18 protein-coding genes are annotated in these 20209 nt (G+C 68.0%); 6 read left to right on the top strand and 12 right to left on the bottom strand.

Going from position 1 to position 20209, the window contains the following annotated elements:
- Window positions 1-109: 109 nt before the first annotated feature.
- From flhA to CSW60_RS06615, 10 genes are all read right to left on the bottom strand, one after another.
- Complete coding sequence (gene flhA / locus CSW60_RS06565; protein ID WP_099536465.1) at window positions 110-2212, bottom strand: flagellar biosynthesis protein FlhA; 2103 nt, start codon at window positions 2210-2212, stop codon at window positions 110-112.
- 137 nt (window positions 2213-2349) lie between these two features.
- Window positions 2350-3717 (bottom strand): sigma-54-dependent transcriptional regulator FlbD, encoded by a 1368-nt coding sequence (flbD, locus tag CSW60_RS06570; protein ID WP_099536466.1) that lies wholly within the window; start codon window positions 3715-3717, stop codon window positions 2350-2352.
- Window positions 3718-3785: 68 nt separating this feature from the next.
- Window positions 3786-4118, bottom strand: coding sequence for a flagellar motor switch protein FliN (fliN, locus tag CSW60_RS06575; RefSeq protein WP_099536467.1), 333 nt, complete (start codon window positions 4116-4118; stop codon window positions 3786-3788).
- A gap of 15 nt (window positions 4119-4133) precedes the next feature.
- Window positions 4134-4769, bottom strand: a complete 636-nt coding sequence (locus CSW60_RS06580) for a flagellar assembly protein FliH (RefSeq protein ID WP_099536468.1) — start codon at window positions 4767-4769, stop codon at window positions 4134-4136.
- A 10-nt stretch (window positions 4770-4779) separates the two neighbouring features.
- Window positions 4780-5796, bottom strand: coding sequence for a flagellar motor switch protein FliG (gene fliG / locus CSW60_RS06585; RefSeq protein WP_099536469.1), 1017 nt, complete (start codon window positions 5794-5796; stop codon window positions 4780-4782).
- A gap of 5 nt (window positions 5797-5801) precedes the next feature.
- Window positions 5802-7451, bottom strand: a complete 1650-nt coding sequence (gene fliF / locus CSW60_RS06590) for a flagellar basal-body MS-ring/collar protein FliF (protein ID WP_099536470.1) — start codon at window positions 7449-7451, stop codon at window positions 5802-5804.
- Between the two features lie 265 nt (window positions 7452-7716).
- Window positions 7717-7998, bottom strand: coding sequence for a CtrA inhibitor SciP (gene sciP / locus CSW60_RS06600; RefSeq protein WP_013080463.1), 282 nt, complete (start codon window positions 7996-7998; stop codon window positions 7717-7719).
- Between the two features lie 167 nt (window positions 7999-8165).
- Window positions 8166-9938: a flagellar hook protein FlgE gene (gene flgE, locus CSW60_RS06605; protein ID WP_099536472.1), complete on the bottom strand. Its 1773-nt coding sequence runs from the start codon at window positions 9936-9938 to the stop codon at window positions 8166-8168.
- Between the two features lie 119 nt (window positions 9939-10057).
- Entirely contained in the window at window positions 10058-10777 is a 720-nt protein-coding gene (locus CSW60_RS06610) for a flagellar hook assembly protein FlgD (RefSeq protein ID WP_099536473.1), read from the bottom strand.
- A gap of 9 nt (window positions 10778-10786) precedes the next feature.
- A complete protein-coding gene (locus CSW60_RS06615) occupies window positions 10787-12667 on the bottom strand; it encodes a flagellar hook-length control protein FliK (protein WP_099536474.1) in 1881 nt (626 codons plus the stop codon).
- A 401-nt stretch (window positions 12668-13068) separates the two neighbouring features.
- On the opposite strand from CSW60_RS06615, the gene flgK reads away from it, so the two are divergent.
- Genes flgK through CSW60_RS23610 form a run of 5 tightly spaced genes read left to right on the top strand, consistent with a single transcriptional unit; the run spans window position 13069 to window position 18024 of the window.
- On the top strand, window positions 13069-15180 hold the full coding sequence (gene flgK / locus CSW60_RS06620; protein WP_099536475.1) for a flagellar hook-associated protein FlgK: 2112 nt from the start codon (window positions 13069-13071) through the stop codon (window positions 15178-15180).
- Between the two features lie 3 nt (window positions 15181-15183).
- The gene (locus CSW60_RS06625; RefSeq protein ID WP_099536476.1) at window positions 15184-16107 is read left to right on the top strand and encodes a flagellin; all 924 of its coding nucleotides are present in this window, start codon (window positions 15184-15186) and stop codon (window positions 16105-16107) included.
- Window positions 16108-16151: 44 nt separating this feature from the next.
- Entirely contained in the window at window positions 16152-17372 is a 1221-nt protein-coding gene (gene mnmA, locus CSW60_RS06630; protein ID WP_099537578.1) for a tRNA 2-thiouridine(34) synthase MnmA, read from the top strand.
- Window positions 17373-17431: 59 nt separating this feature from the next.
- Window positions 17432-17881 carry a DUF4126 family protein gene (locus tag CSW60_RS06635; RefSeq protein ID WP_099536477.1) on the top strand — a complete coding sequence of 150 codons (450 nt, stop codon included), beginning with the start codon at window positions 17432-17434 and terminating at the stop codon, window positions 17879-17881.
- Window positions 17878-18024 carry a hypothetical protein gene (locus CSW60_RS23610; protein ID WP_201722977.1) on the top strand — a complete coding sequence of 49 codons (147 nt, stop codon included), beginning with the start codon at window positions 17878-17880 and terminating at the stop codon, window positions 18022-18024. Before CSW60_RS06635 ends, CSW60_RS23610 begins: the two co-directional genes overlap by 4 nt.
- Here CSW60_RS23610 and CSW60_RS06640 read toward each other — a convergent pair.
- On the bottom strand, window positions 18021-18236 hold the full coding sequence (locus tag CSW60_RS06640; protein ID WP_099536478.1) for a hypothetical protein: 216 nt from the start codon (window positions 18234-18236) through the stop codon (window positions 18021-18023). The two genes, CSW60_RS23610 and CSW60_RS06640, sit on opposite strands and share 4 nt — an antisense overlap.
- Window positions 18233-18733 carry a helix-turn-helix domain-containing protein gene (locus CSW60_RS06645; RefSeq protein ID WP_099536479.1) on the bottom strand — a complete coding sequence of 167 codons (501 nt, stop codon included), beginning with the start codon at window positions 18731-18733 and terminating at the stop codon, window positions 18233-18235. The genes CSW60_RS06640 and CSW60_RS06645 overlap by 4 nt, the downstream gene beginning before the upstream one ends.
- A gap of 231 nt (window positions 18734-18964) precedes the next feature.
- Between CSW60_RS06645 and CSW60_RS06650 the strand changes: the two genes are divergently transcribed.
- Window positions 18965-20152 carry an acetyl-CoA C-acyltransferase gene (locus CSW60_RS06650; RefSeq protein ID WP_099536480.1) on the top strand — a complete coding sequence of 396 codons (1188 nt, stop codon included), beginning with the start codon at window positions 18965-18967 and terminating at the stop codon, window positions 20150-20152.
- Window positions 20153-20209 lie beyond the last annotated feature (57 nt).

The following is a 20209-nucleotide window of genomic DNA, read 5'->3' on the forward strand; positions in this document are numbered from 1 at the left end:
ATCTGGGCCCGGCATTCGCCGGGGAGGTCGGTTTATTGAAAAAGTCAGACGGGAGCCGAAACGCGCCTAGCCTTCAGCACCGATCTCCGACGCTCGGACCGCTCCGGCCCTACACCATCCCCACAGTCCGCAGCCGCGCGCGGGGGTGGATCTCGTTCTGGCTCATCACCACGGTCTGGCCGCGGAAGCGCTCGATGATCGAGCGGACATAGGGGCGGACCCCAGGGCTGGTCAGCAGCACCGGCGCCTCGCCGGCCAGGGCCGCGCGCTCGAAGGCGTCGCGGACGCCGCGGATGAAGTCCTGCAGGCGCGAGGGCGGCAAGGCCAGCTGCTTGTCGTCGCCAGGCCCGATCAGGCTCTCGGCGAAGGCCTGCTCCCAGTCGGCCGACAGGGTGATGATCGGCAGGGCGCCGTCGTCGCCGCGATTGGCCCAGCAGAGCTGGCGGGCCAGACGCGCGCGGACCTGTTCGACCAGCTGGGTGACCGAGGCCGTGTGCGGGGCGGCCTCGCCAATGCCTTCCAGGATCTGCGGCAGGTCGCGGATCGAGACCCGCTCGCGCAGCAGCGACTGCAGCACGCGCTGGACGGTGGTCGCGGTGGCCGTGCCGGGGATCAGGTCGTCGACCAGCTTGCGCTGCGCCTCGGGCAGCTCCTTCAGCAGCTTCTGGACCTCGGCGTAGGAGAGCAGGTCCGCCATGTTCTCCTTGAGGATCTCGGTCAGGTGCGTGGTCAGCACCGTGGCCGGATCGACGACCGTGTAGCCGCGGAAGGTGGCCTCTTCGCGCAGGTCGTCGGCGATCCAGGTGGCCGGCAGACCGAAGGCGGGCTCGCGCACGTGCTCGCCGGGCAGCTCGACCTGGCCGCCGCGCGGATCCATGCACATCAGCATGCCCAGCCGCACCTCGCCGGCGCCGGCCTCCATCTCCTTGATGCGGATGGCGTAGCCCTGGTTGGCCAGGCGCATGTTGTCGAGGATGCGGACCGGCGGCATGACGAAGCCGTACTCGCTGGCGAGCGTCTTGCGCAGGGCGCGGATCTGGTCGGTCAGCTTGCGGCCGTCCAGGTCGTTGATCAGGGTCAGCAGGCCGTAGCCCAGCTCGATCTTGACGTCGTCGATGGCCAGGGAGGCGCTGATCGGCTCCTCCTCGGCCTCGGCGGGCGCGGCCGCCTCGAGGTCTGCTGGATCCAGGGCCTTTGGCGCCTTGGCGTCCTGGATGCGCTTGTAGGCCAGCATGCCCGAACCGACCGCCACGGCCGCGAAGGGGATGATCGGCATGCCCGGGATCAGGGCCATGACGCCGGCCGAGGCCGAGACCATGCCCAGGCCGACCGGGTTCATCGCCAGCTGGGTGGTCAGGGCCTTGTCGGCCGAGCCTTCGACGCCCGCCTTGGAGACGACCATGCCGGCGGCGATCGAGATCACCAGGGCCGGGATCTGGCTGACTAGGCCGTCGCCGATGGTCATGATGGTGTAGGTCGAGGCCGCCTCGCCGATCGGCAGCTTGTGCTGCACGACGCCGATGATGATGCCGCCGACGATGTTGATGCCGGTGATGATCAGGCCGGCGATCGCGTCGCCCTTCACGAACTTGCTGGCGCCGTCCATGGCCCCGAAGAACGTGCTTTCCTGCTCCAGCTCCTTGCGGCGCAGCTTGGCGCCTTCCTGGTCAATCAGGCCGGTCGACAGGTCGGCGTCGATCGCCATCTGCTTGCCGGGCATGGAGTCCAGGGTGAAGCGAGCCGCCACTTCGGCGATCCGGCCCGAACCCTTGGTCACGACCATGAAGTTCACGACGATCAGGATGATGAAGACGATCACCCCGATGACGAAGTTGCCCTGCATCATCAGGTGACCGAAGGCTTCGATCACCGCGCCCGCGCCGCCCGTGCCTTCCTGGCCGTGGCCGAGGATCAGGCGGGTCGAGGCGATGTTCAGGCCCAGGCGATACAGCGTCGCGACCAGCAGCACGGTCGGGAACGAGGTGAATTCCAGCGGCTTCTTGATCAGGATCGCCGTCATCAGGATCAGCACCGATCCCGTCAGCGAAATGGCCAGCAGCAGGTCCAGCAGGAACGACGGGACCGGCAGGATCAGCAGGACGATGATGCCGACGACGCCCAGCGCCAGGCCCATCTCGCCGCGCAGGAACCCGTCGACCAGCGACTTGGCGCTGGGCATCGAGCTGGCGGTCGGGGCGGCGGCGTCGGCCATTCGGAACCTTGGACGGTGAAGGTCTAGCGGACCAGCGATTGAAGCGATTTGCGGTCCGCCGCCATATCCTTAATGAAAATTAGCCATGTTCGGCGCCGGACCGATGGTCGCGGCGCCGCGGCATCTTGGCGCCTGCCTCAAGCCGCCGCGCCGACCCCGCCCTGCGGCGGCGGCACCGGCACGCCGGCGTCGGAATATTCCTTCAGCTTGTTGCGCAGGGTGCGGATCGAGATGCCCAGGATGTTGGCCGCGTGGGTGCGGTTGCCCAGGCAGTGCTCCAGGGTGTCGATAATCAGCTTCTGCTCGACCTCGGCCACCGTCGAGCCGACGAAGGTGCGCGAGACGGCGTCGGCGGCCATCTGGGCGCCGCGGGCGACCGCGACGTCCGGCGCCGGGGCCATCGGCTGGCCGTCCGGCAGGCGGATAGCGAACTCTTCGATCTCCGCGCCGGTCGACAGCAGCACCGCGCGATGCATGGCGTTTTCCAGCTCGCGGACGTTGCCCGGCCAGCGGTGGGCGACCAGGCGGCGCTTGGCCTCGGCCGAGATCGGCTTTTCCGGAATGCCGTTGGCGGCCGAGTACTTCTTTACGAAGAACTCGCACAGGCTCAGCACGTCGGCCGGGCGCTCGCGCAGGGGCGGCAGGCGCAGGTTCACGACGTTCAGGCGATAGAGCAGGTCTTCGCGGAACGTGCCGTCCTTCACGGCCTGGGCCAGGTCGCGGTTTGAGGTGGCGAGGATGCGGATGTCGACCTTGACCGGCTTGGCGCCGCCAACGCGGTCGATCTCGCGCTCTTGGATCGCGCGCAGCAGCTTGGCCTGCAGGCGGGCGTCCATCTCGCTGATTTCGTCCAGCAGCAGGGTGCCGCCGTTGGCCTCCTCGAACTTGCCGATGCGGCGGGCCATGGCGCCGGTGAAGGCGCCCTTCTCGTGGCCGAACAGCTCGCTTTCCAGCAGGTTCTCGGGGATGGCGGCGCAGTTGACGCTGATGAATGGCGCCTTGGCCCGACGGCTCTTGCCGTGGACATAGCGCGCCATGACTTCCTTACCCGAGCCGCTTTCCCCGGTGATCAGGATCGAGGCGTCGGAGGGCGCGACCTGGTCGGCCAGCTTGATGACCTGCTCCATGGCCGGATCGCGGACGATCATCGGGCGCTCGTCGTCGGTGACGGCGGCCAGGACGGCGGCGATCAGCTCGGCGTCGGGCGGAAGCGGGATGAACTCCTTGGCGCCGGCCTTGATGGCGGCGGCGGCGCGCATCGGATCGGCGTCGACGCCGCAGGCCACCACCGGCACCCGGATCCGCTCGGCCTCGTTGGCGGCGATCAAGCCGGCGATGTCGAGAGCATAGTCGACCATCATCAGGTCGGCGCCCTGCCCCGCCCTCAGAGCATTCGTCGCCTGCTCCGTGGTTTCGACGTGCGAGACCTTGGCCCCCGCGTTCATCGCCATCTTCACGGCGACCGAGAGCTGCCCGTTCAGTTTTCCGACGACCAGAAGCCGCATCTCTAACTCTCCCGAAGCCCTTCCGAGGGAAGAACCTAAAACCTTGAAGTCGCTGGCGTTTCAGAACCTTAGTTCTGGTCGCCGTCCTTGATGATTTCCGTCATGGTCACGCCCAGGCGCTCGTCGACGACGACGACCTCGCCCCGGGCGACCAGGCGGTTGTTGACGTAGATGTCGATCGCCTCGCCGACCTTCCGGTCAAGCTCCAGGATCGAGCCTTGGCCGAGTTGCAGCAGCTGCGCCACGGACATGTTGGCGCGGCCCAGCACCGCCGAGATGTTGACCGGGACGTCGAAGACCGGCGCCAGGTCCGACGCGGTCTTGTCGGCGATCTCGACCGGCATTTCGGAGGCCAGCATCGAGCCGCCGAATTCGTCGAGTGTGAGGTTGTCTTCGGCCATGGGGGTCAGCCTTGCTTATGAGAACATGGGTTCGGCGTGGAGGCCTTCGGCGGCGATCGCCGCCTCCAGCGCTTCGGTGACGCGTTGGGCGGCGCCGTCCGGGTCGAAGGCCGCGCGGCCCTCGCCCCAGTCGAAGGTGAAGGCGGCGGGCGCCATGGCGCCGTCGGCCCGGGCGACGATCTGGCCCTGGTAGCCGATCTGGGCCGCGACGGTCTCCAGCGCCTGCTGGATGCGCTCTTCCATCTCCGGGGCGACACGGATGAAGATCCGCGGCTGGGCCTCGACCTCGCGAGCCAGGGCCTCGAGCGCGGCGGTCACCGGCGCCTCGGGAAACTGGGTCAGCGCCGCGTCGGCGATCTTGCGGCCGCAGGCCAGAGCCAGCAGGGCCGAGCCCTCGCGGTGCTCGTGGGCGACTTGAGTCAGCGCTCCGAAGGCTTCGCGCACCAGGCCGGCGATATCGCCCAAGGCCATGGCGGCTTCCTGCTCGGCGCGGGCCACGGCCGAGCGTTCGCCCTCGGCATAGGCCTGGGCCTTGGCGGCCTCGACCTCTTCCAGCGTGAAGTTCTTCTTCACCTTGGGCGCTTCGTAGGCGACGCCGCCGCGGTCGTCGAAGACCGTGTCGAAGGCGAATTTGCGAGGGGTGTCGATCATGCCATCCGCCTCAGTAGATCAGCTCGTCTTCGCTGCCCGAGCCGGCCAGCATGATCTCGCCCTTGGCGGCGAGGTCCTTGGCGACCTGGACCATGCCCACCTGGGCCGCGTCGACATCCTTCAGGCGCACGGGGCCCATGCTGTCCATGTCCTCGCGCATGATCTTGGCCGCGCGCTCGGACATGTTCGAGAAGAACAGGTCGCGCAGCTTGTCCGAAGCGCCCTTCAGCGCCAGGGCCAGCTGCTCCTTGGGCGTGCCGCGCAGCAGGGTCTGGATGCCGCCCGGGTCCAGCTTCGACAGGTCCTCGAACACGAACATCAGGGCCCGGATGCGCTCGGCCGCCTCGCGGTTGCGCTCTTCCAGGGCGGCGATGAAGCGCGCCTCGGTCTGACGGTCGAAATTGTTGAAGATCTCGGCCATCATCTCGTGGCTGTCGCGCTTGGACGTGCGCGCCAGGTTCGACATGAACTCGGTGCGCAGGGTCATCTCGATCTTGTCGAGGATTTCGCGCTGCACCGGCTCCATGCGCAGCATCCGCGTCACGCATTCCAGGGCGAAGTCTTCGGGCAGGCAGGCCAGCACGCGCGCGGCGTGGTCGCTCTTCACCTTCGACAGAACCACCGCGACGGTCTGCGGGTATTCGTTCTTCAGATAGTTGGCGAGCACGGCCTCGTTCACGTTGCCGAGCTTGTCCCACATGGTTCGACCCGCGGGACCGCGGATTTCTTCCATCAGGGCGTCGACCTTGTCGGGCGGCATGAACGACGCCAGCAGGCGCTGGGTCTGCTCGTACGAGCCCATGATCGCGCCGGTCGAGCTCATGCCCGATACGAACTCGACCAGCAGGTCTTCGACCACCGAGGCCGACACCGTGCCCAGGCCGGCCATGGCCTGCGAGACTTCCTTGATTTCCTCGTCGTCGAGCGCTTCCCAGATGCGGGTATGCTCTTCGCCCAGGGCCAGCAGCACGATGGCCGCCTTTTCAGGCCCCGAAAGCTTCTTGACGTCGTTGACCGCGACTTTCATGGCCGTCAGCTCGACTCATGCAGCCAGTTGCGAAGGATCGCGACCGACTCTTCGGGGTGCTTTTCGACGAACTCCGACACGCGCTTGATCGACGAGGCCTTAACCTGGCCTTCGATCTTGGCGATGTCGATCCGCTGGTCGATGTCGCTGACCGGACCGGCGATCGCCAGGGGCTCGCCGCTCTCGTCGACCACGACCTGCTGCTGGGTGCCGTCCGACAGGGTGACCATGCGGGTCACGGGCTGGCCGGGCGTGGGCAGCGCCGCCACGACGTTAGGCTCGGACAGGTTCTTGATGAACGGCCGGACCGCGAACAGCAGGATCAGGATCGCCACGATGCCCAGGACACCCAGCTCGGCGGCGCGCATGATGTCGTTCTTGTCGAAGCCCGACAGCAGGCCTTGCTTCTCCAGACCCTGGTCCTCGGGCTGCGGGAACTTGATATTGGTGACCTTGACCTGGTCTCCCCGCGTCGCGTCGAAGCCGACGGCGGTCTTCACCAGATCCTCGATCTGCTGGATTTCCTGGGCCGAGCGCGGCGTGTAGGCGCCGGGCTTGCCGTCCTTGCCGGGAGGGGCCGTGACGCCGTCGATGGCGACCGCGACCGCGACCTTCTTGATCGTGCCCGGCTCCTGGACGGTGGTCTTCACCGACTTGGAGATCTCGTAGTTGGTGACGCTCTCGTTGGCGCCGGCGCGCGAGCCCAGCTGCTGGAAGCCGTTGGCGCCCTGCCCCGGCACATTGGCCGTGGCCGTCGCGCCCGAATTGTCCTCGTTCTTGTTTTCCTGGCTGTTCGACTCGTTGGTGCTTTCCGAGCGGACGACCTGGCCGTCCGGATCGAAGCGCTCTTCCTGGGTCGTGACGCGGTTCAGGTCGAGATCGGCGGTGACGTTGACGCGCGCCTTGCCCGGGCCGAGCACGCCTTCGATCATGTCCTTCACGGTCTTGGCGATGCGCTGCTCGACCTCGGTCTTGCGGTCTTGAGCTTCCTTGCCGGCCAGGCTCTCGTCGCTGGGCGCCGACAGCGTCTTGCCGTGCTGGTCGATGACCGCGACCTTCTCGGCCTTCATGTTCGGGACGGCCGACGACACCAGGTTCTGGATGGCGTGGACCATGTCGCTCGACGGCTCGCGCGAACCGACGCCGATCGTAACGGCGGCCGAGGGCTGCTCGGCGTCTTCCTCGAACAGCTGGCGCTTGGGCAGAACCAGGTGGACGCGGACGCTATTAACGCCCTGCATGGCCTTGATCGTGCGCTCCAGCTCGCCCTGCAGGGCGCGCTGACGGTTCAACTGCTGGACGAAGTCGGTCTGGCCGAGGGCGTTGCCGCCGTCGAAAATCTCGTAGCCGATGGAGCCGGAGCTCACGAGCCCCTTGCCGGCGACCATCAGGCGGGCGCTGGCGACCTTGTCGCGCGGCACCAGGATGGTCGAACCATCACCCTTGGTCTCGTACTTGATGCCCGCCTGGCTCAGGGCCTGGGTGACTTCGGAAGCCTCTTTCAGATCGAGGTTCGAATACAGCAGCTCATTGGGCTCCCTGCCCATGAACATGACGAGGGCCACCAGCACGGCGACGACGCCAGCGCCGACGCCCAGCATCGCGGCCAACCGACCGACGCCGAACCTCTGAATCGAACCCAGAAAGCTTTCCACGAAGCCCCATCCCCTGATCAACGACCCCAAAGGGGACGCCCGGCGAGCGCTGACGAAGCGCCTGTCGGTAGGCAGGATTTACCCAGTATAAGGTAAACGAGGCGTTTATATTTGGCCGTGGAAGCGGCGCTCCGGGGCGCCAAAACGTCGCGGCCGCGCCCCGGAGGGCGCGGCCGCTGAACGTCGTCAAACCCTTCTGGCGCAAGGCCTTCGAGGTTTTCGATGTAAGCGGGGACGGTCAAGGCGACGCACCCCCAAGCCCAGGTTAACGGTACTGCTGGATCCGGGTGGTCCGCAGGCCCGCCATGCCGTGGCGATCGATCGACTGCTGCCAAGCGAGGAATTCCTCGTTGGTCAGCTTATAGCGGTCACAAGCCTCGTCCAGCGAGAGCAGGCCACCGCGAACGGCGGCCACGACCTCGGCCTTGCGACGGATGACCCAACGTTGGGTCTCCGGCGGCGGCAAATCGGACAGGGTGAGCGGCGCGCCGGTGGGCCCGATCACATACTTCTCACCCCGGCTGTTCGTGCGCTGCTGCTGCAACATGGCTTTACGCCTTTCCCACAACCATCACTGTTGGAGGCCACTATAGGCGCCGCCTAATAACAGCGGCTTAATCCCAATAGTAAAGAAAGGCCTAAACAAGACGGCTCTTAGCACTCCGCCGTGTCTCAACGTGAGACACGAGTATTAAAGAAGGTTAAACCCGCTGATTAGCGCTTAATATTCAGAAGCTCCTCAAGCATCTGATCGGCGGTGGTGATGATCTTCGACGAGGCGGAGTAAGCACGTTGCGTGGTGATCAAGCCGGTAAACTCGGTCGAGAGGTCGACGGTCGAAGCTTCCAGAGTAGAAGGCGCCAGCGCGCCGGCTCCGCCCTGCCCCGGAGCCTTAAGGCTATAGGTGCCGCTCTCGTTGGTGACGCGATAGGCGTTGCCGTTAACCCCCTTCAGACCGTTCGGGTTCGAGAAGGTCGCGACCGCCACCTGGGCGATCCGGCGGGTGACGCCGTTGTCGAAGATGGCCGAGACGTAGCCGTCCTCGTCGACCTCGATGTTGGTCAGGTTGCCGAAGGCCGTGCCGTTGGTGTTCACCGACTGAACGACCGACTGGCTGTTGTACTGGGTCAGGCCGCCGGCGGCGCTGGCCAGGTCGATCTGGACGTCTTGGGTGTCGATGCCCAGGCCGTCGGCCCAGACCGGCGGCTGGGGCAGCGGCGCGGCGGGCGGCGCGGGTTGGACGACCAGCGGCGTGCCCGAGGCCTGGATCGAGATCGAGGTCGGAACCGTGGTGCCGAACAGGCCGCCGGTGCTCTGCAGCTTGCCGTCGGTGGTGAAGCTGACGATGCCGGTGCTGATCTGACCGTTGCCGTTGTTGGCGAGGTCGCCCGGCTTGGCGCGCAGTTCGGCGTACCACTGGTTCGGGCCCGGGGCCTTCAGCAGCGAGAGGGTGACGGTGCGCTGGCCGCCCTTGGAGTCCGACAGCGGGATCTGGATCTCGAAGTCCGGCTTGACGCCCTTGGTGTTGTCCTTGGCGTAGTCCGACATCGACCAGGTGGCCGGGTCGTACAGCTTGCCCGTCTTGGCGTCGGCGTCGGTGGTGAGGCCCAGGGCCGCCAGGCTGACCGTGGTCGGCGTGGCGTTGGTGTCGATATCGAAGTCGGTCAGCGAGCCGGAAGCCGTGGCGGCCGCCTTGGGCTTCAGGGTCGAGGTGGCGATATTGCCGGCCGCGTCATAACCGATGATGCCGGTGGCGATCACCACGCCGTTTTCCTTGACGTCGACCTGGTACTCGTTGTTGCCCGAAGCCGCCGGATTGGTGACGCCCGTCGAGCTGTAGACCACGTCATACGAGCGCGGCGTGGTGGCCGGAACGGTCGCGACGTTGGTGAACGAGGGATTGCCGGCGGTGCCGACCTTGTACGACACGGCGGCGGCCACCGGCTGCTCGGAGCGCAGATTGGCGTTGATGCCGACGCGGGTGGTCTTCTCGGCGGTGCCGCCAACGGTGCCGACGTTGATCGACGACAGCTGCATCAGGTCCGACGGGTCGGGCGTGATCGTGCCGGTGACCGGGTCGGCCAGCCAGCCCTGCAGATAGAGACCGGCGTCGTTGCGCAGGTAGCCCAGGCTGTCCAGCTGGAACGAACCGGCGCGGGTGAACGAGCGCGTGTCGGTGGCGGTCAAGTTCTCGGGCTTCTCGGTGGCGACGAAGAAGCCCGCGCCCGAGATCGACAGGTCGAGGTTGGAGGTCGTCGACTGGGTCAGACCCTGCTGGCTGATGAACTGGTGCGTCTGGGCCTTCACGCCGCCGGCGCTGTAGGTCTGGTTCTTCGAACCGGAGGTGACCAGAGTCGAGAAGTTAGCGCTGGAGCGCTTGTAGCCGACCGTGTTGACGTTGGCGATGTTGTCCGAGATCGCGGCCAGGGCCGAAGAGTTGGCGACCAGACCGGAAACGCCGGCGAGCATGGCGCTGTTGATGCTCATAACGGTAATCCTGCGTTGAAAGGGTTCGAGGGTTCAGCGCGGTTTGCGTTTGGATCCCGGGGAAGACCGTCTTCCGAGGATCGCGTCGGCGTCGTTCTAACGCCCGGTCGATAGTTTGATCAGGCGGCCTTGGGGGTCGTCTGGTCGCTGGTGGTTGCGGTCGCCGCGGCGGTGATGCCGATGACGTTGTCGATGGGAATGGCCTGGCCATCGACGATGACCTTGGCCTGGCCGGTGGAGTTGTCGACGGCGGTGACGACGCCCTCGCTGCGGCCCTTGATGTTCGTGACCTTGATGTCCTTGGCGTCGGCGCCGACGGCCTTGACGTTGACCGTATAGACGCCGCCGTCGGCCAGCTGGGCGCCGGAGTCGTCCTTGCCGTCCCAGGTGATGGTGTGGTCGCCGCTCTTCTGGTCGTCCGGCTTGAGGGTGCGGACGACCTTGCCGGCCGCGTTCTTGATTTCGACGGTCAGCGAGGTCGAGCCGCCCGCCTGGGTCCAGGAGAACGTCGCCTTGCCGTTCTTGAGGGTCGAGTTGTCGGTGGTCGCGGTGACCTGCTTGCCGATCATCGACACGCCTTCGGACAGGCCCGTGCCGGTGTTCATGCCCACCAGGGCCGCCAGCAGGTCGTTCGTCACGAGCTGCTGCTCGACCCCGGTCATCTGGGTGATCTGCTGGGTCATCTGGGTCGTGTCGGTCGGCGACAGCGGATCCTGGTTCTTCAGCTGCGTGGTCAGCAGCTTCAGGAAGGTTTCCGTGTTGGACGCCACCGACTTCTTGCCGTTGTTGATACGGTCAAGAACCGAGGTGGTGCTCTGCGAGGAGACGGTGCTGGCCATGGGCGCTTCCTAGATCCGGATGTCCAGGCCGCTGTCGGCGGCCGTCTTCAGGCCGGGCAGCAGGTCGGAGGGGGTGACGACAATCTCTTCCTCGGCGTTCATCGCCGCCTGGAAGGCGCGGCCCGAGAAGGCGCGCTGACCCTGATCGTTCCAGCCGTCGAAGGCGAAGAAGGCGTTGGGGTTCTGGCCGTTGTTCTGGCTGGAGACGTCGAAGGACAGAGCGTTGTCGGCCACATTGAAGCCAGCGTCCGCGAGGGCTTGGCGCAGTTCGCCGGCTTTGTTGCGCAGTTCCTGCGCCGCATGGACGGTGTCGAACCGCATGGAGGCGGTCAGGGCCCCGTCGCGAGCGATCTCGATGCGCACATCGACCTTGCCCAGGCCTTCGGGCGTCAAGGCGACGTCGAAGCGGGTGGTCTTGGCGTCGGCCTTCTTGACGATCTCCGCCGAAAGCGCGGCGACGGTCTCGGGCGAACCGCGGACCGGCGCGGGCGCGGCGGCCTGGGTCGAGGCGTTGACAACCGGCGCGGTCGCGACCGGCGGCGGGGCGATCGTGGGGGCCGGCGCGTTGGCCTGGGCCGGCGCTTCGACCGCGACGGAGCTGGCCGCGTTCGGCGTCTTGGCGTCGCCGCCGGCCTCGGAGGTCGCCGCCTCGGCGCTGACCACCGCCGTCACGGCCTGAGCGGTCTCCACCGGCGCGGCGTCGGCCAGCTTGGCCTGGATTTGGTTCTGCGCGGAGACCTTGGCGGTCTCGACCGGCTTGGCGGCTGGCGCGGCCTCGGCCGTCTCGGCGGCGTCGGCCGCGACCTGGGCGGCGACAGCCTCTCCAGGCGTCGCGGCGGCGTCGGCCTCCGGCGCGGCGAGCACCGGCGCGGTGATAGGCTGCGGAGCGGCGGGCGCGATCGTCGCCTGGACGATCGGCGCGGCGGCGGCCTTGGCCGTGTCAGCGGCCGGCTTGGCGGTCTCGGCGGGCTTGGCCGTGGCCACAGCCGGCGCTTCGGCGGCCTGCGCCGTGACGGCCTGCTCGGCAACCGCCTGCGCGGCGACGGGCGTCGGCGCGGCCTCGCCCGCGTTCAGCTTGGACAGAGCCTCCAGCGCGGCGGCGTCGACAGCCGCGCTCTCGGCGACAGCGGCGGCGGCCGTCTGGGGGGCGGTGGCGGCCGGCTGGGCGGGCTTGGCCTCGGCCTGGTTGGCGGTCTTTTCGAGAAGCGGCTCTTGCGTCGCCGCCTGGGCGTCGGCTTGGGCCAGGGCGGCGAAGGTCGGCGTTTGCCCGGCTTCGACAACCGGCGCTTCGGCCGGGATCGCTGTTTCGGCGACTTCGGGCTGAGCCTGGACCGGCGCTTGCACGGGCGCGGCCATCGCCGCGATCAGGGCCGCGGCGGCGGCGGCCTGGGCGGCGGCGTCGATCTGAGCCGCGTCCTGGCTGACGTTGGCGGCGGTGTCGGCGACCTGATCGGCCTTGGCGTCCGCCTTGTCGGCCTTGGCCTCGGTGTGATCCGCGGCCGCGTCCGCCTTGGCGTCAGCATTGGCGGCCACCTTGTCGGCAGCCTTGTCAGCCACCTTGTCGGCGGCGACTTGATCGGCCTGATCGGCGCGAGCGTCCTGAGCCGCGTCGGATCGCGCGTCGGCTCGAGCCTCGGCCCGATCGGCGGCGGCGGAGTCGGCCTTGGCCTCGGTCTTGGCGGGGCGGTCGGCCGGCTTGGACGAACGGACGTCCTCGTCGCGGGCGTCGCTCTTGGACTCGGCGCGAGCCGAAGCGCGGGGGGCGGGCGTGTCGTCCTTGCGGCCAGCGATGGCCATCAGGGCGTCGAAGCCGTCATTGGCCGACTTCGCGCCGACGGCCGGGGTCGGCGCGGCGGGAAGAGCGGCGGTGGGTGCGGCGATCGCGGTCATTCGCAGTCGAAGCTCGGTTGGGCGGCGGTCCATAACGAACGCGCCTTTGCCGCTCCTCCCCAGCAATGGTTGGGCCAACTCCGAAAAACACCATCAAAATGCTGTTTTTATTGAAGTTAATCGCTCGTTTACGATCGCGAACCTGCCTCCGAGCGGCGCTTTTTGCCCAGTTCGACGGGCGCTTGGGGACCGGAGTTGCCGCGTCGGCGGGTCGCGCCCCGACTTGGCGCCCTCCTTGCGCATGACATCTCGTCGAATATCCGACCCACGGAACTCTTCGCCATGAAATTCAATGGCTTGGCATATATCGGGATCCTGATCCCCACCCCGCCCCGGCAAGTTTCGCCGGGCAAGGACGCGTCGTGCGTTGCGCGGTTTGCCGAGCTGAAAGGATCGTTCGCATGTCGCTGAACTCGATCATGGGCACGGCGACGTCCGGCATGATGGCGGCCCAGACGGGCCTGCGCATCACGTCCGACAACATCGCCAACGTCAACACCAAGGGCTATGTCCGCAAGACGATCTCCCAGTCGAACATGCTGTCGAACGGCATGGGCGTCGGGGTCAGCATCGACGCCATCAAGCGCGCGACGGACCGCTTCCTGACCACGGCCAGCCTGAACGCGGCCTCGGACAGCAGCCGCGCCGGCGTGATCGCCCAGTCGCTGAACAACGTGCAGCAGCTGTTCGGGGACCCGACAGGCGACACCAGCTTCTTCTCGCGCCTGGACGACATCTTCACCGCCTTCTCCAAGGCGCAGGACGATCCCTCCTCGTCGCTGCTGCGGACCCAGGCCCTCACGCGGGTGGATCAATTCCTCAGCGAGTCGAGCCGCATCACCTCGTCGATCTCCAAGCTTGGCAAGGACGCCGACACGCGCATCTCGGGCGACGTCGATCGCGTCAACGACCTGCTCAGCCAGATCGACGCCCTCAACACCGATATCACCCGCGCCAGGGTGGCGGGCGCCGACGCGACGGGCGCCGAGAACGTGCAGAGCGGCCTGGTCGACGAGCTGTCCAAGCTGATGAACGTCCAGGTCACGCCGCGCACCATGGGCGGCGTGGTCGTTCGGTCGACCGAGGGCCTGCCGCTGGCGGGCGACGGCGCGGCCAGGGTCACCTACCAGACCTCGCCGACGGCCACGGGCTACCTGACGGTCCAGCTCGCCAATGGCTCGGAAATGCCGACCCCTCTCAATATCTCCAGCGGCGAGATCCGGGGCCTGATGGAGGTGCGCAACACCGAGCTGGTCAATCTGTCCGACCAGCTGGGCGAATTCACCTCGCGCGCGGCCGAGGAGATCAACCGCGCCGCCAACGCCGCCTCGGCGGTGCCGGCACCGACCACCCTGAACGGCCGCGACACGGGCCTCGACGCCCAGGCGGCGATCACCGGCTTCACCGGCAAGACGACGATCGCCCTGACCGACAGCAGCGGCGTGATCCAACGCCGGATCGACATCGACTTCGACGCCGGGACCATGAGCATCAACGGCGCGGCGGGTCCGGCCTTCACCCCAGCCAACTTCATGACCCAGCTGAACACCGCCATGGGCGGCATGGGCGGCGCCGGCTTCTCGGGCGGCGCCCTCAACCTGTCGGGGACCGGCGGCCTGGGGGTCGCGGTCGCGGACGACCCGACCACGCCCGCCGACAAGGCCGGCAAGGGTTTCAGCCACTATTTCGGCCTGAACGACATCATCCGCACCAACGGCTACTCGCCCTATGAGACGGGCCTGACCGCGGCGGACCCGCACGGCTTCACCTCGGGCACCATGACCATCCGCCTGACCGACGTCGAAGGCGGCCGGATCCGCGACGTCGTGGTCGACGCGCCCGTCGGCGGCACCGTGCAGAACCTGCTCGACGCGCTGAACTCACGCGCCTCGGGGGTCGGGCTCTATGGCCAGTTCACGCTGAACGCCAAAGGCCAGATGACCTTCACATCGAACACCACCACGCCGGTGACCATGTCCGTTGTCGGCGACACCACCGAGCGCGGCGTCGGCGGCCCTTCGGTCAGCCAGCTGTTCGGCGTGGGTCCCGCCGAGCGCAGCACCCGGGGCGAGAAGTTCTTCGTCAGCACGGCGATGGACCAGAACCCAACGCTGCTGCCCTTCGCCAAGCTGGACCTGACCCAGGCGGTCGGCGGGGCCGCCGCCCTGGCGATCGGCGACGGCCGCGGCGCCCTGGCCCTGGCGAAGTCTGGCGACACCGTCACCAACTTCTCGGCGGCCGGCGACGCGACGCCCGCGACCATGAGCGTCTCGCGCTACGCGGCCGACTTCAGCGGCGCCATCGCCCGCAAAGCCAACACCGCCGAAAGCCGCAAGGACTCCGCCGAGGCGGTCGCCACCGAAGTCGACAGCCAGCGCCAGTCCGAAGAGGGCGTGAACCTCGACGAAGAGCTGATCAACCTGACCACATACCAGCAGGCGTTCAACGCCTCGGCCCGCCTGATCCAGGCGACCAAGGACATGTACGACGTGCTAACCGGACTTGTGAGCTAAGCCATGACCCGAGTTTCCACCGTCCAGAACTACAACGTCATGACGTCCAACCTCATGCGGGCCCAAATCCGCCAGAGCGACGTCGGCGCGCAGGTCTCCAGCCAGAAGGTCGCCACCGACCTGAAGGGCTATGCCAAGAACGCCGAGATGCTGACGGCCATGCGCAGCACCCAGGCGCGCCTCGACGGCCTGATCGACCAGTCGAAACTGGTCACCAATCGGCTGCAGATGCAGGACACCGGCCTCGGCAAGGTCGCCGACTCCACCAAGGCCGCGCGCGAGGCCATCGCCAACGCCCTGGCCTCCGGCAGCGCCCAGACCCTGATGCAGCAACTCCAGGCCGCGTTTGGCGATGTCGTTCAGGGTCTGAACACCAAGTCGAACGGCCTCTACGTCTTCTCGGGCGCAAAGACTGACACCGAGACGACCTCGGCCACCAGCATGGCCGACCTGACCCTGGCGCCCACCACGGCCTCGCTGTTCAACAACGACCAGTACATCGCGACCAACCGGATCGACGAGCAGACCAGCGCCAAGACCGGCGTGCTCGGCGACGCCTTCGGCGTGCCCGTGTTCGACGCGTTCAAGCAGATCCAGGCCTATGTCGACGCCAATGGGGCGTTCACCGGCAAGCTGAACGACACCCAGGTGAACTTCCTGAAGGGCCTGCTGCCCACCTTCGACTCCGCCTACAAGGGTGTGGTCGACGTCCAGGGCAAGAACGGCGTCACCCAGAAGCGCTTCGAGACCGCCCATACCGATCTCCAGAACCAGGCCGACCTGCTGACCGGCATGGTCGGCGACATCGTCGACGTCGACATGGCCGACGCGGTGACCCGGCTGGAGTCGGCCAAGCTGGCCGTCCAGGCCTCGGCCCAGGTGTTCAGCAGCCTGCAGCAGTCGTCGCTGCTGAACGTGCTGAAATAGGGGCGAACCTCGCAAATCCGACGTTCCGCCGCTATATGGCGGCGATGACCGCCGAGTTTCCGACCAAGACCGACACCGCAGACGCCGACGCCCTGATCGCCCGCGCCGTCGAACAGGCGCGCGCCGCCGTCGGCCTGCCGGAGGGAACCCGGATCGTCGCGGCCATGTCCGGCGGCGTGGACTCGACCGTCACCGCCGCCCTGCTGGCCCGCGCCGGCTATGACGTCGTCGGCGTCACCCTGCAGCTCTACGACCATGGCGCGGCGATCTCGCGCAAAGGCGCCTGCTGCGCCGGCCAGGACATCCTGGACGCCCGCATGGCCGCCGAGCGGATCGGCATCCCGCACTACGTGCTCGACTACGAAAGCCGCTTCCGCGAGCAGGTCATCGAGGACTTCGCCGACGCCTATCTGCGCGGCGAGACGCCGATCCCATGCGTGCGCTGCAACCAGACCGTCAAGTTCCGCGACCTCCTGGACGTCGCCCGCGACCTGGGGGCCGAGGCCATGGCCACCGGCCACTACGTCCAGCGCGGCATGCCCGCCGGGACGAACCGCCCGCAGCTGCGCCGCGCCGCCGACCCGGCCAAGGACCAGAGCTACTTCCTGTTCGCCACCACGCGCGAGCAGCTGGATTTCCTGCGCTTCCCGCTGGGCGGCATGGACAAGCCGACTGTCCGCGCCGTCGCCGCGGGCCTGGGCCTCTCGATTGCCGACAAGCCCGACAGCCAGGACATCTGCTTCGTGCCCGAGGGCAAGTACACGACCGTCATCGACCGCATCCGACCGCAAGGCGCGGAAGCCGGCGACATCGTGCACCTGGACGGCCGCGTGCTGGGCCGCCACGAGGGCGTGACCCGTTACACGATCGGCCAGCGCCGAGGCCTCAACGTCGCCGTCGGCGATCCGCTGTTCGTTGTGAAGATCGACGCCGACAAGCGCCAGGTGATCGTCGGTCCGCGCGAAGCCCTGCTGACCGCCGCCCTGACCTTGAAGGAAACCAACTGGCTGGGCGGCCAGGACGATCTTGAGGCGGCCGCCCAGGACGGCCAGCCGGTGCTGGCCCGCGTCCGCTCGACCCGCGAGCCGGTCCCCGGCCGCCTGACGCTGATGGACGGCGAGGTCGCGGTGGCCTTCGACGGGGCGGAAGAAGGCGTCGCCCCGGGCCAGGCCTGCGTGCTCTACGACCCGGCCGATCCCACGCGCGTCCTGGGCGGCGGCTTCATCGCGCGGGCCGTGCGGGCGATGGATCTGGCGACGGCCTGACTCAAGGATCGAAAGACGGCCTCCGGGGTTGTGCAAACGACACGCCCTGGAGGACCCGCATGCTTCGATCCCTGCTCATCGGCCTTTCGGCCGGCTCCCGCGCGCTGACGCCGCTGGCCACCGTCAGCGAGGCGGCCCGCAGCGGCCAGCTCGCCGAGACCAATCCGGCCGTCCGCCTGCTGGCCCATCCGCTGTTCTCGGCGGGCTCCAAGGCGCTGGCGGCGGGCGAGCTGTGGGGCGACAAGCTGAAGTCGGCGCCGGACCGCATCGTACCCGCCGGGATCGTCGCGCGCCTGCTGGCGGGCGGCCTTGCGGGCGCGGCCCTTGCCCCACGCAGGCATCTCGTGCTGGGCGCGGCCCTCGGCGCCGGCGCGGCGGTCGCGGCGTCCTACGTCACCTTCGGCGCCCGCATGAAGGCCCTGCGCCGCTGGGGCCAGACGCCGACCGGCCTGGTCGAGGACGCCCTGACCTTGGGCGCGGCCCAATGGGTCGTGCGAGGCGCCAAGTGAGCAAGCCGGAAAAGACCACCGCGCCGAAGCCGCCGGAAACGCTCAAGCCCGTGAAGGTCACGGCCGAAGGCGTCCGCCGTCAGCGCCAGCACATCAAGGAACTGACCGGCGAGGACCCGCTGCGGGGCGGCGTCGCGGACTAGTCGTCCATCTCCTCGAAAGCCAAGCCGATCTTGAAGAGGCAATAACCGGTCTCGTCCACGAGCCGGGCGACGTCCGCGGCGGTGTCTTCGCGCCCTCGCGTGAAGGTGTGACGCCAGTCCTCTTCACGCGCCTCGGCGGGAAAGCCGGCGCCCTCGGCGATCACCAGTCGATAGGCTGGCTTCGTCCGGTGGACGTGAAAACGGTAGCTCACTCCGCCGCCATGTTCGCCGCTTCCAGCGCCTCGCCCACGGTCAGGCTGTCGGCTTGGCGCGAGGTGCGCTCCAGGTCGCGGCGCCCCACCACCTCGCCGCACGCCTCGCAAGCCAGAACCGGATGGAAGGCGCAGCCGCATGTCTTGTGCGTGAAGAGCACCGGCGAGTTGTCGCGGCCATAGACGTGGCGGTCGCCCCACTCGGCCATGGTCAGCAGCACCGGCGACAGGGCCAGGCCCTTCTCGGTCAGCCAGTATTCGTGGCGCGGCGGTCGTTCGGAATAGCGGCGGGTCTCCATGACGCCGTGGCTGACCAGACTCTTCAGGCGCGCGGCCAGCACGTTGCGGGCGACTCCCAGCCGCTCCTGCCATTGCTCGAAGCGCTTCACCCCGGCGAAGGCGTCGCGCAGGATCAGCAAGGTCCACGGATCGCCCACGACCTCGAGGGTGGCGGCGACCGAGCAGCGTTCGTTGGTGTAGTCAGCGGTTCGACCCATGGACGGAGGGTGCGGCGTTCCGCGAGGGAAAGCAAGAGCGTTGCGTTTGAAGATGAACCAATGTAGGTTTTTATTTGCAATTGACTCTCTCGGTTATTGCGAACTGGCGAGCGGCCGCTGGCGTCCACCAGCGGTCGCTCGCCCCTTTCCCATCACGATCTCGCAAGCCCCTTGCGCGGGATGCGGCGATGAGGGCCTATCCCACCTCAAAAGCCTTCCAGGGAGAAATTCATGTCCGCCGCCGATCCCGTCGTCATCGTCTCCTACGCCCGCACGCCGATGGGCGGCTTCCAGGGCGCCCTGGGCGGGGTGAAGGCCACCGAGCTGGGCGCGACGGCGGTGAAGGCCGCGATCGCGCGCGCCGGGGTGGCGGGCGACAAGGTCGAGCAGATCATCATGGGCTGCGTGTTGCCGGCCGGGCTTGGCCAGGCGCCGGCCCGCCAGGCTGCGCTGGGCGCGGGCCTGCCGCTCTCGGTCGAGGCCACCACCGTCAACAAGATGTGCGGCAGCGGCATGCAGGCCGCGATCATGGCCCACGACGCCCTGGCGGCCGGCTCTGTCGACCTGGTGGTCGCGGGCGGCATGGAGAGCATGACCGGCGCGCCCTATCTGATGGCCAAGCACCGCGGCGGGGCCCGCATCGGCCACGACCAGATCTGGGACTCCATGTACCTGGACGGCCTCGAGGACGCCTACACGCCCGGCAAGCTGATGGGCGCCTTCGCCGAGGACACAGCCGCCCAGTACCAGTTCACCCGCGAGGCCATGGACGCCTACGCGACCAAGGGCCTCGCCAAGGCCAAGACCGCCATCGAGACCGGCGCCTTCAAGGCCGAGATCACGCCGGTGACGGTCCAGACCCGCAAGGGCAGCGAGGTCGTCGACACCGACGAGCAGCCGCTGAAGGCCGACCCGGCCAAGATCCCGACCCTCAAGCCCGCCTTCGCCCGCGACGGCGGCATCACGGCGGCCAACAGCTCCTCGATCAGCGACGGCGCCGCCGCCCTGGTCATGACGCGCGAGAGCGTCGCCAAGGCCCTGGGCCTGCCGATCGTCGCCCGCGTCGCCGGCCACGCCGCCCACGCCCACGAGCCGGGCCTCTTCACCACCGCCCCGGTTCCGGCCATGCGCAAGGCTTTGAAGAAGGCCGGCTGGAGCGTCGAGGACGTCGACCTGTTCGAGGTCAACGAGGCCTTCGCGGTCGTCGCCATGATCGCCCAGCAGGAGCTCGGCATCCCCGAGGACAAACTCAACGTCAACGGCGGCGCCTGCGCCCTGGGCCACCCGATCGGCGCCTCGGGCGCGCGGATCCTCTGCACCTTGATCTCGGCCCTGCAGGCGCGGGGCGGCAAGAAGGGCCTGGCGTCGCTCTGCATCGGCGGCGGCGAGGCCACGGCGATGGCGGTGGAGTTGGTCTGAGACCGGACGGCGGCGGATCAGCAATCGACAAGCGCGACCCGCGCACGATAGCGTCTC

It is taken from the genome of Caulobacter sp. X, assembly GCF_002742635.1.
In the GTDB taxonomy this organism is placed as follows: domain Bacteria; phylum Pseudomonadota; class Alphaproteobacteria; order Caulobacterales; family Caulobacteraceae; genus Caulobacter.

Excerpts from the sequence above, each read along its gene's own strand:
- flhA (WP_099536465.1), bottom strand. The coding sequence starts at position 2,212 with ATGGCCGACGCCGCCGCCCCGACCGCCAGCTCGATGCCCAGCGCCAAG.
- flbD (WP_099536466.1), bottom strand. The coding sequence starts at position 3,717 with ATGCGGCTTCTGGTCGTCGGAAAACTGAACGGGCAGCTCTCGGTCGCC.
- fliN (WP_099536467.1), bottom strand. The coding sequence starts at position 4,118 with ATGGCCGAAGACAACCTCACACTCGACGAATTCGGCGGCTCGATGCTG.
- CSW60_RS06580 (WP_099536468.1), bottom strand. The coding sequence starts at position 4,769 with ATGATCGACACCCCTCGCAAATTCGCCTTCGACACGGTCTTCGACGAC.
- fliG (WP_099536469.1), bottom strand. The coding sequence starts at position 5,796 with ATGAAAGTCGCGGTCAACGACGTCAAGAAGCTTTCGGGGCCTGAAAAG.
- sciP (WP_013080463.1), bottom strand. The coding sequence starts at position 7,998 with ATGTTGCAGCAGCAGCGCACGAACAGCCGGGGTGAGAAGTATGTGATC.
- flgE (WP_099536472.1), bottom strand. The coding sequence starts at position 9,938 with ATGAGCATCAACAGCGCCATGCTCGCCGGCGTTTCCGGTCTGGTCGCC.
- CSW60_RS06610 (WP_099536473.1), bottom strand. The coding sequence starts at position 10,777 with ATGGCCAGCACCGTCTCCTCGCAGAGCACCACCTCGGTTCTTGACCGT.
- CSW60_RS06615 (WP_099536474.1), bottom strand. The coding sequence starts at position 12,667 with ATGACCGCGATCGCCGCACCCACCGCCGCTCTTCCCGCCGCGCCGACC.
- flgK (WP_099536475.1), top strand. The coding sequence starts at position 13,069 with ATGTCGCTGAACTCGATCATGGGCACGGCGACGTCCGGCATGATGGCG.
- CSW60_RS06625 (WP_099536476.1), top strand. The coding sequence starts at position 15,184 with ATGACCCGAGTTTCCACCGTCCAGAACTACAACGTCATGACGTCCAAC.
- mnmA (WP_099537578.1), top strand. The coding sequence starts at position 16,152 with ATGACCGCCGAGTTTCCGACCAAGACCGACACCGCAGACGCCGACGCC.
- CSW60_RS06635 (WP_099536477.1), top strand. The coding sequence starts at position 17,432 with ATGCTTCGATCCCTGCTCATCGGCCTTTCGGCCGGCTCCCGCGCGCTG.
- CSW60_RS06645 (WP_099536479.1), bottom strand. The coding sequence starts at position 18,733 with ATGGGTCGAACCGCTGACTACACCAACGAACGCTGCTCGGTCGCCGCC.
- CSW60_RS06650 (WP_099536480.1), top strand. The coding sequence starts at position 18,965 with ATGTCCGCCGCCGATCCCGTCGTCATCGTCTCCTACGCCCGCACGCCG.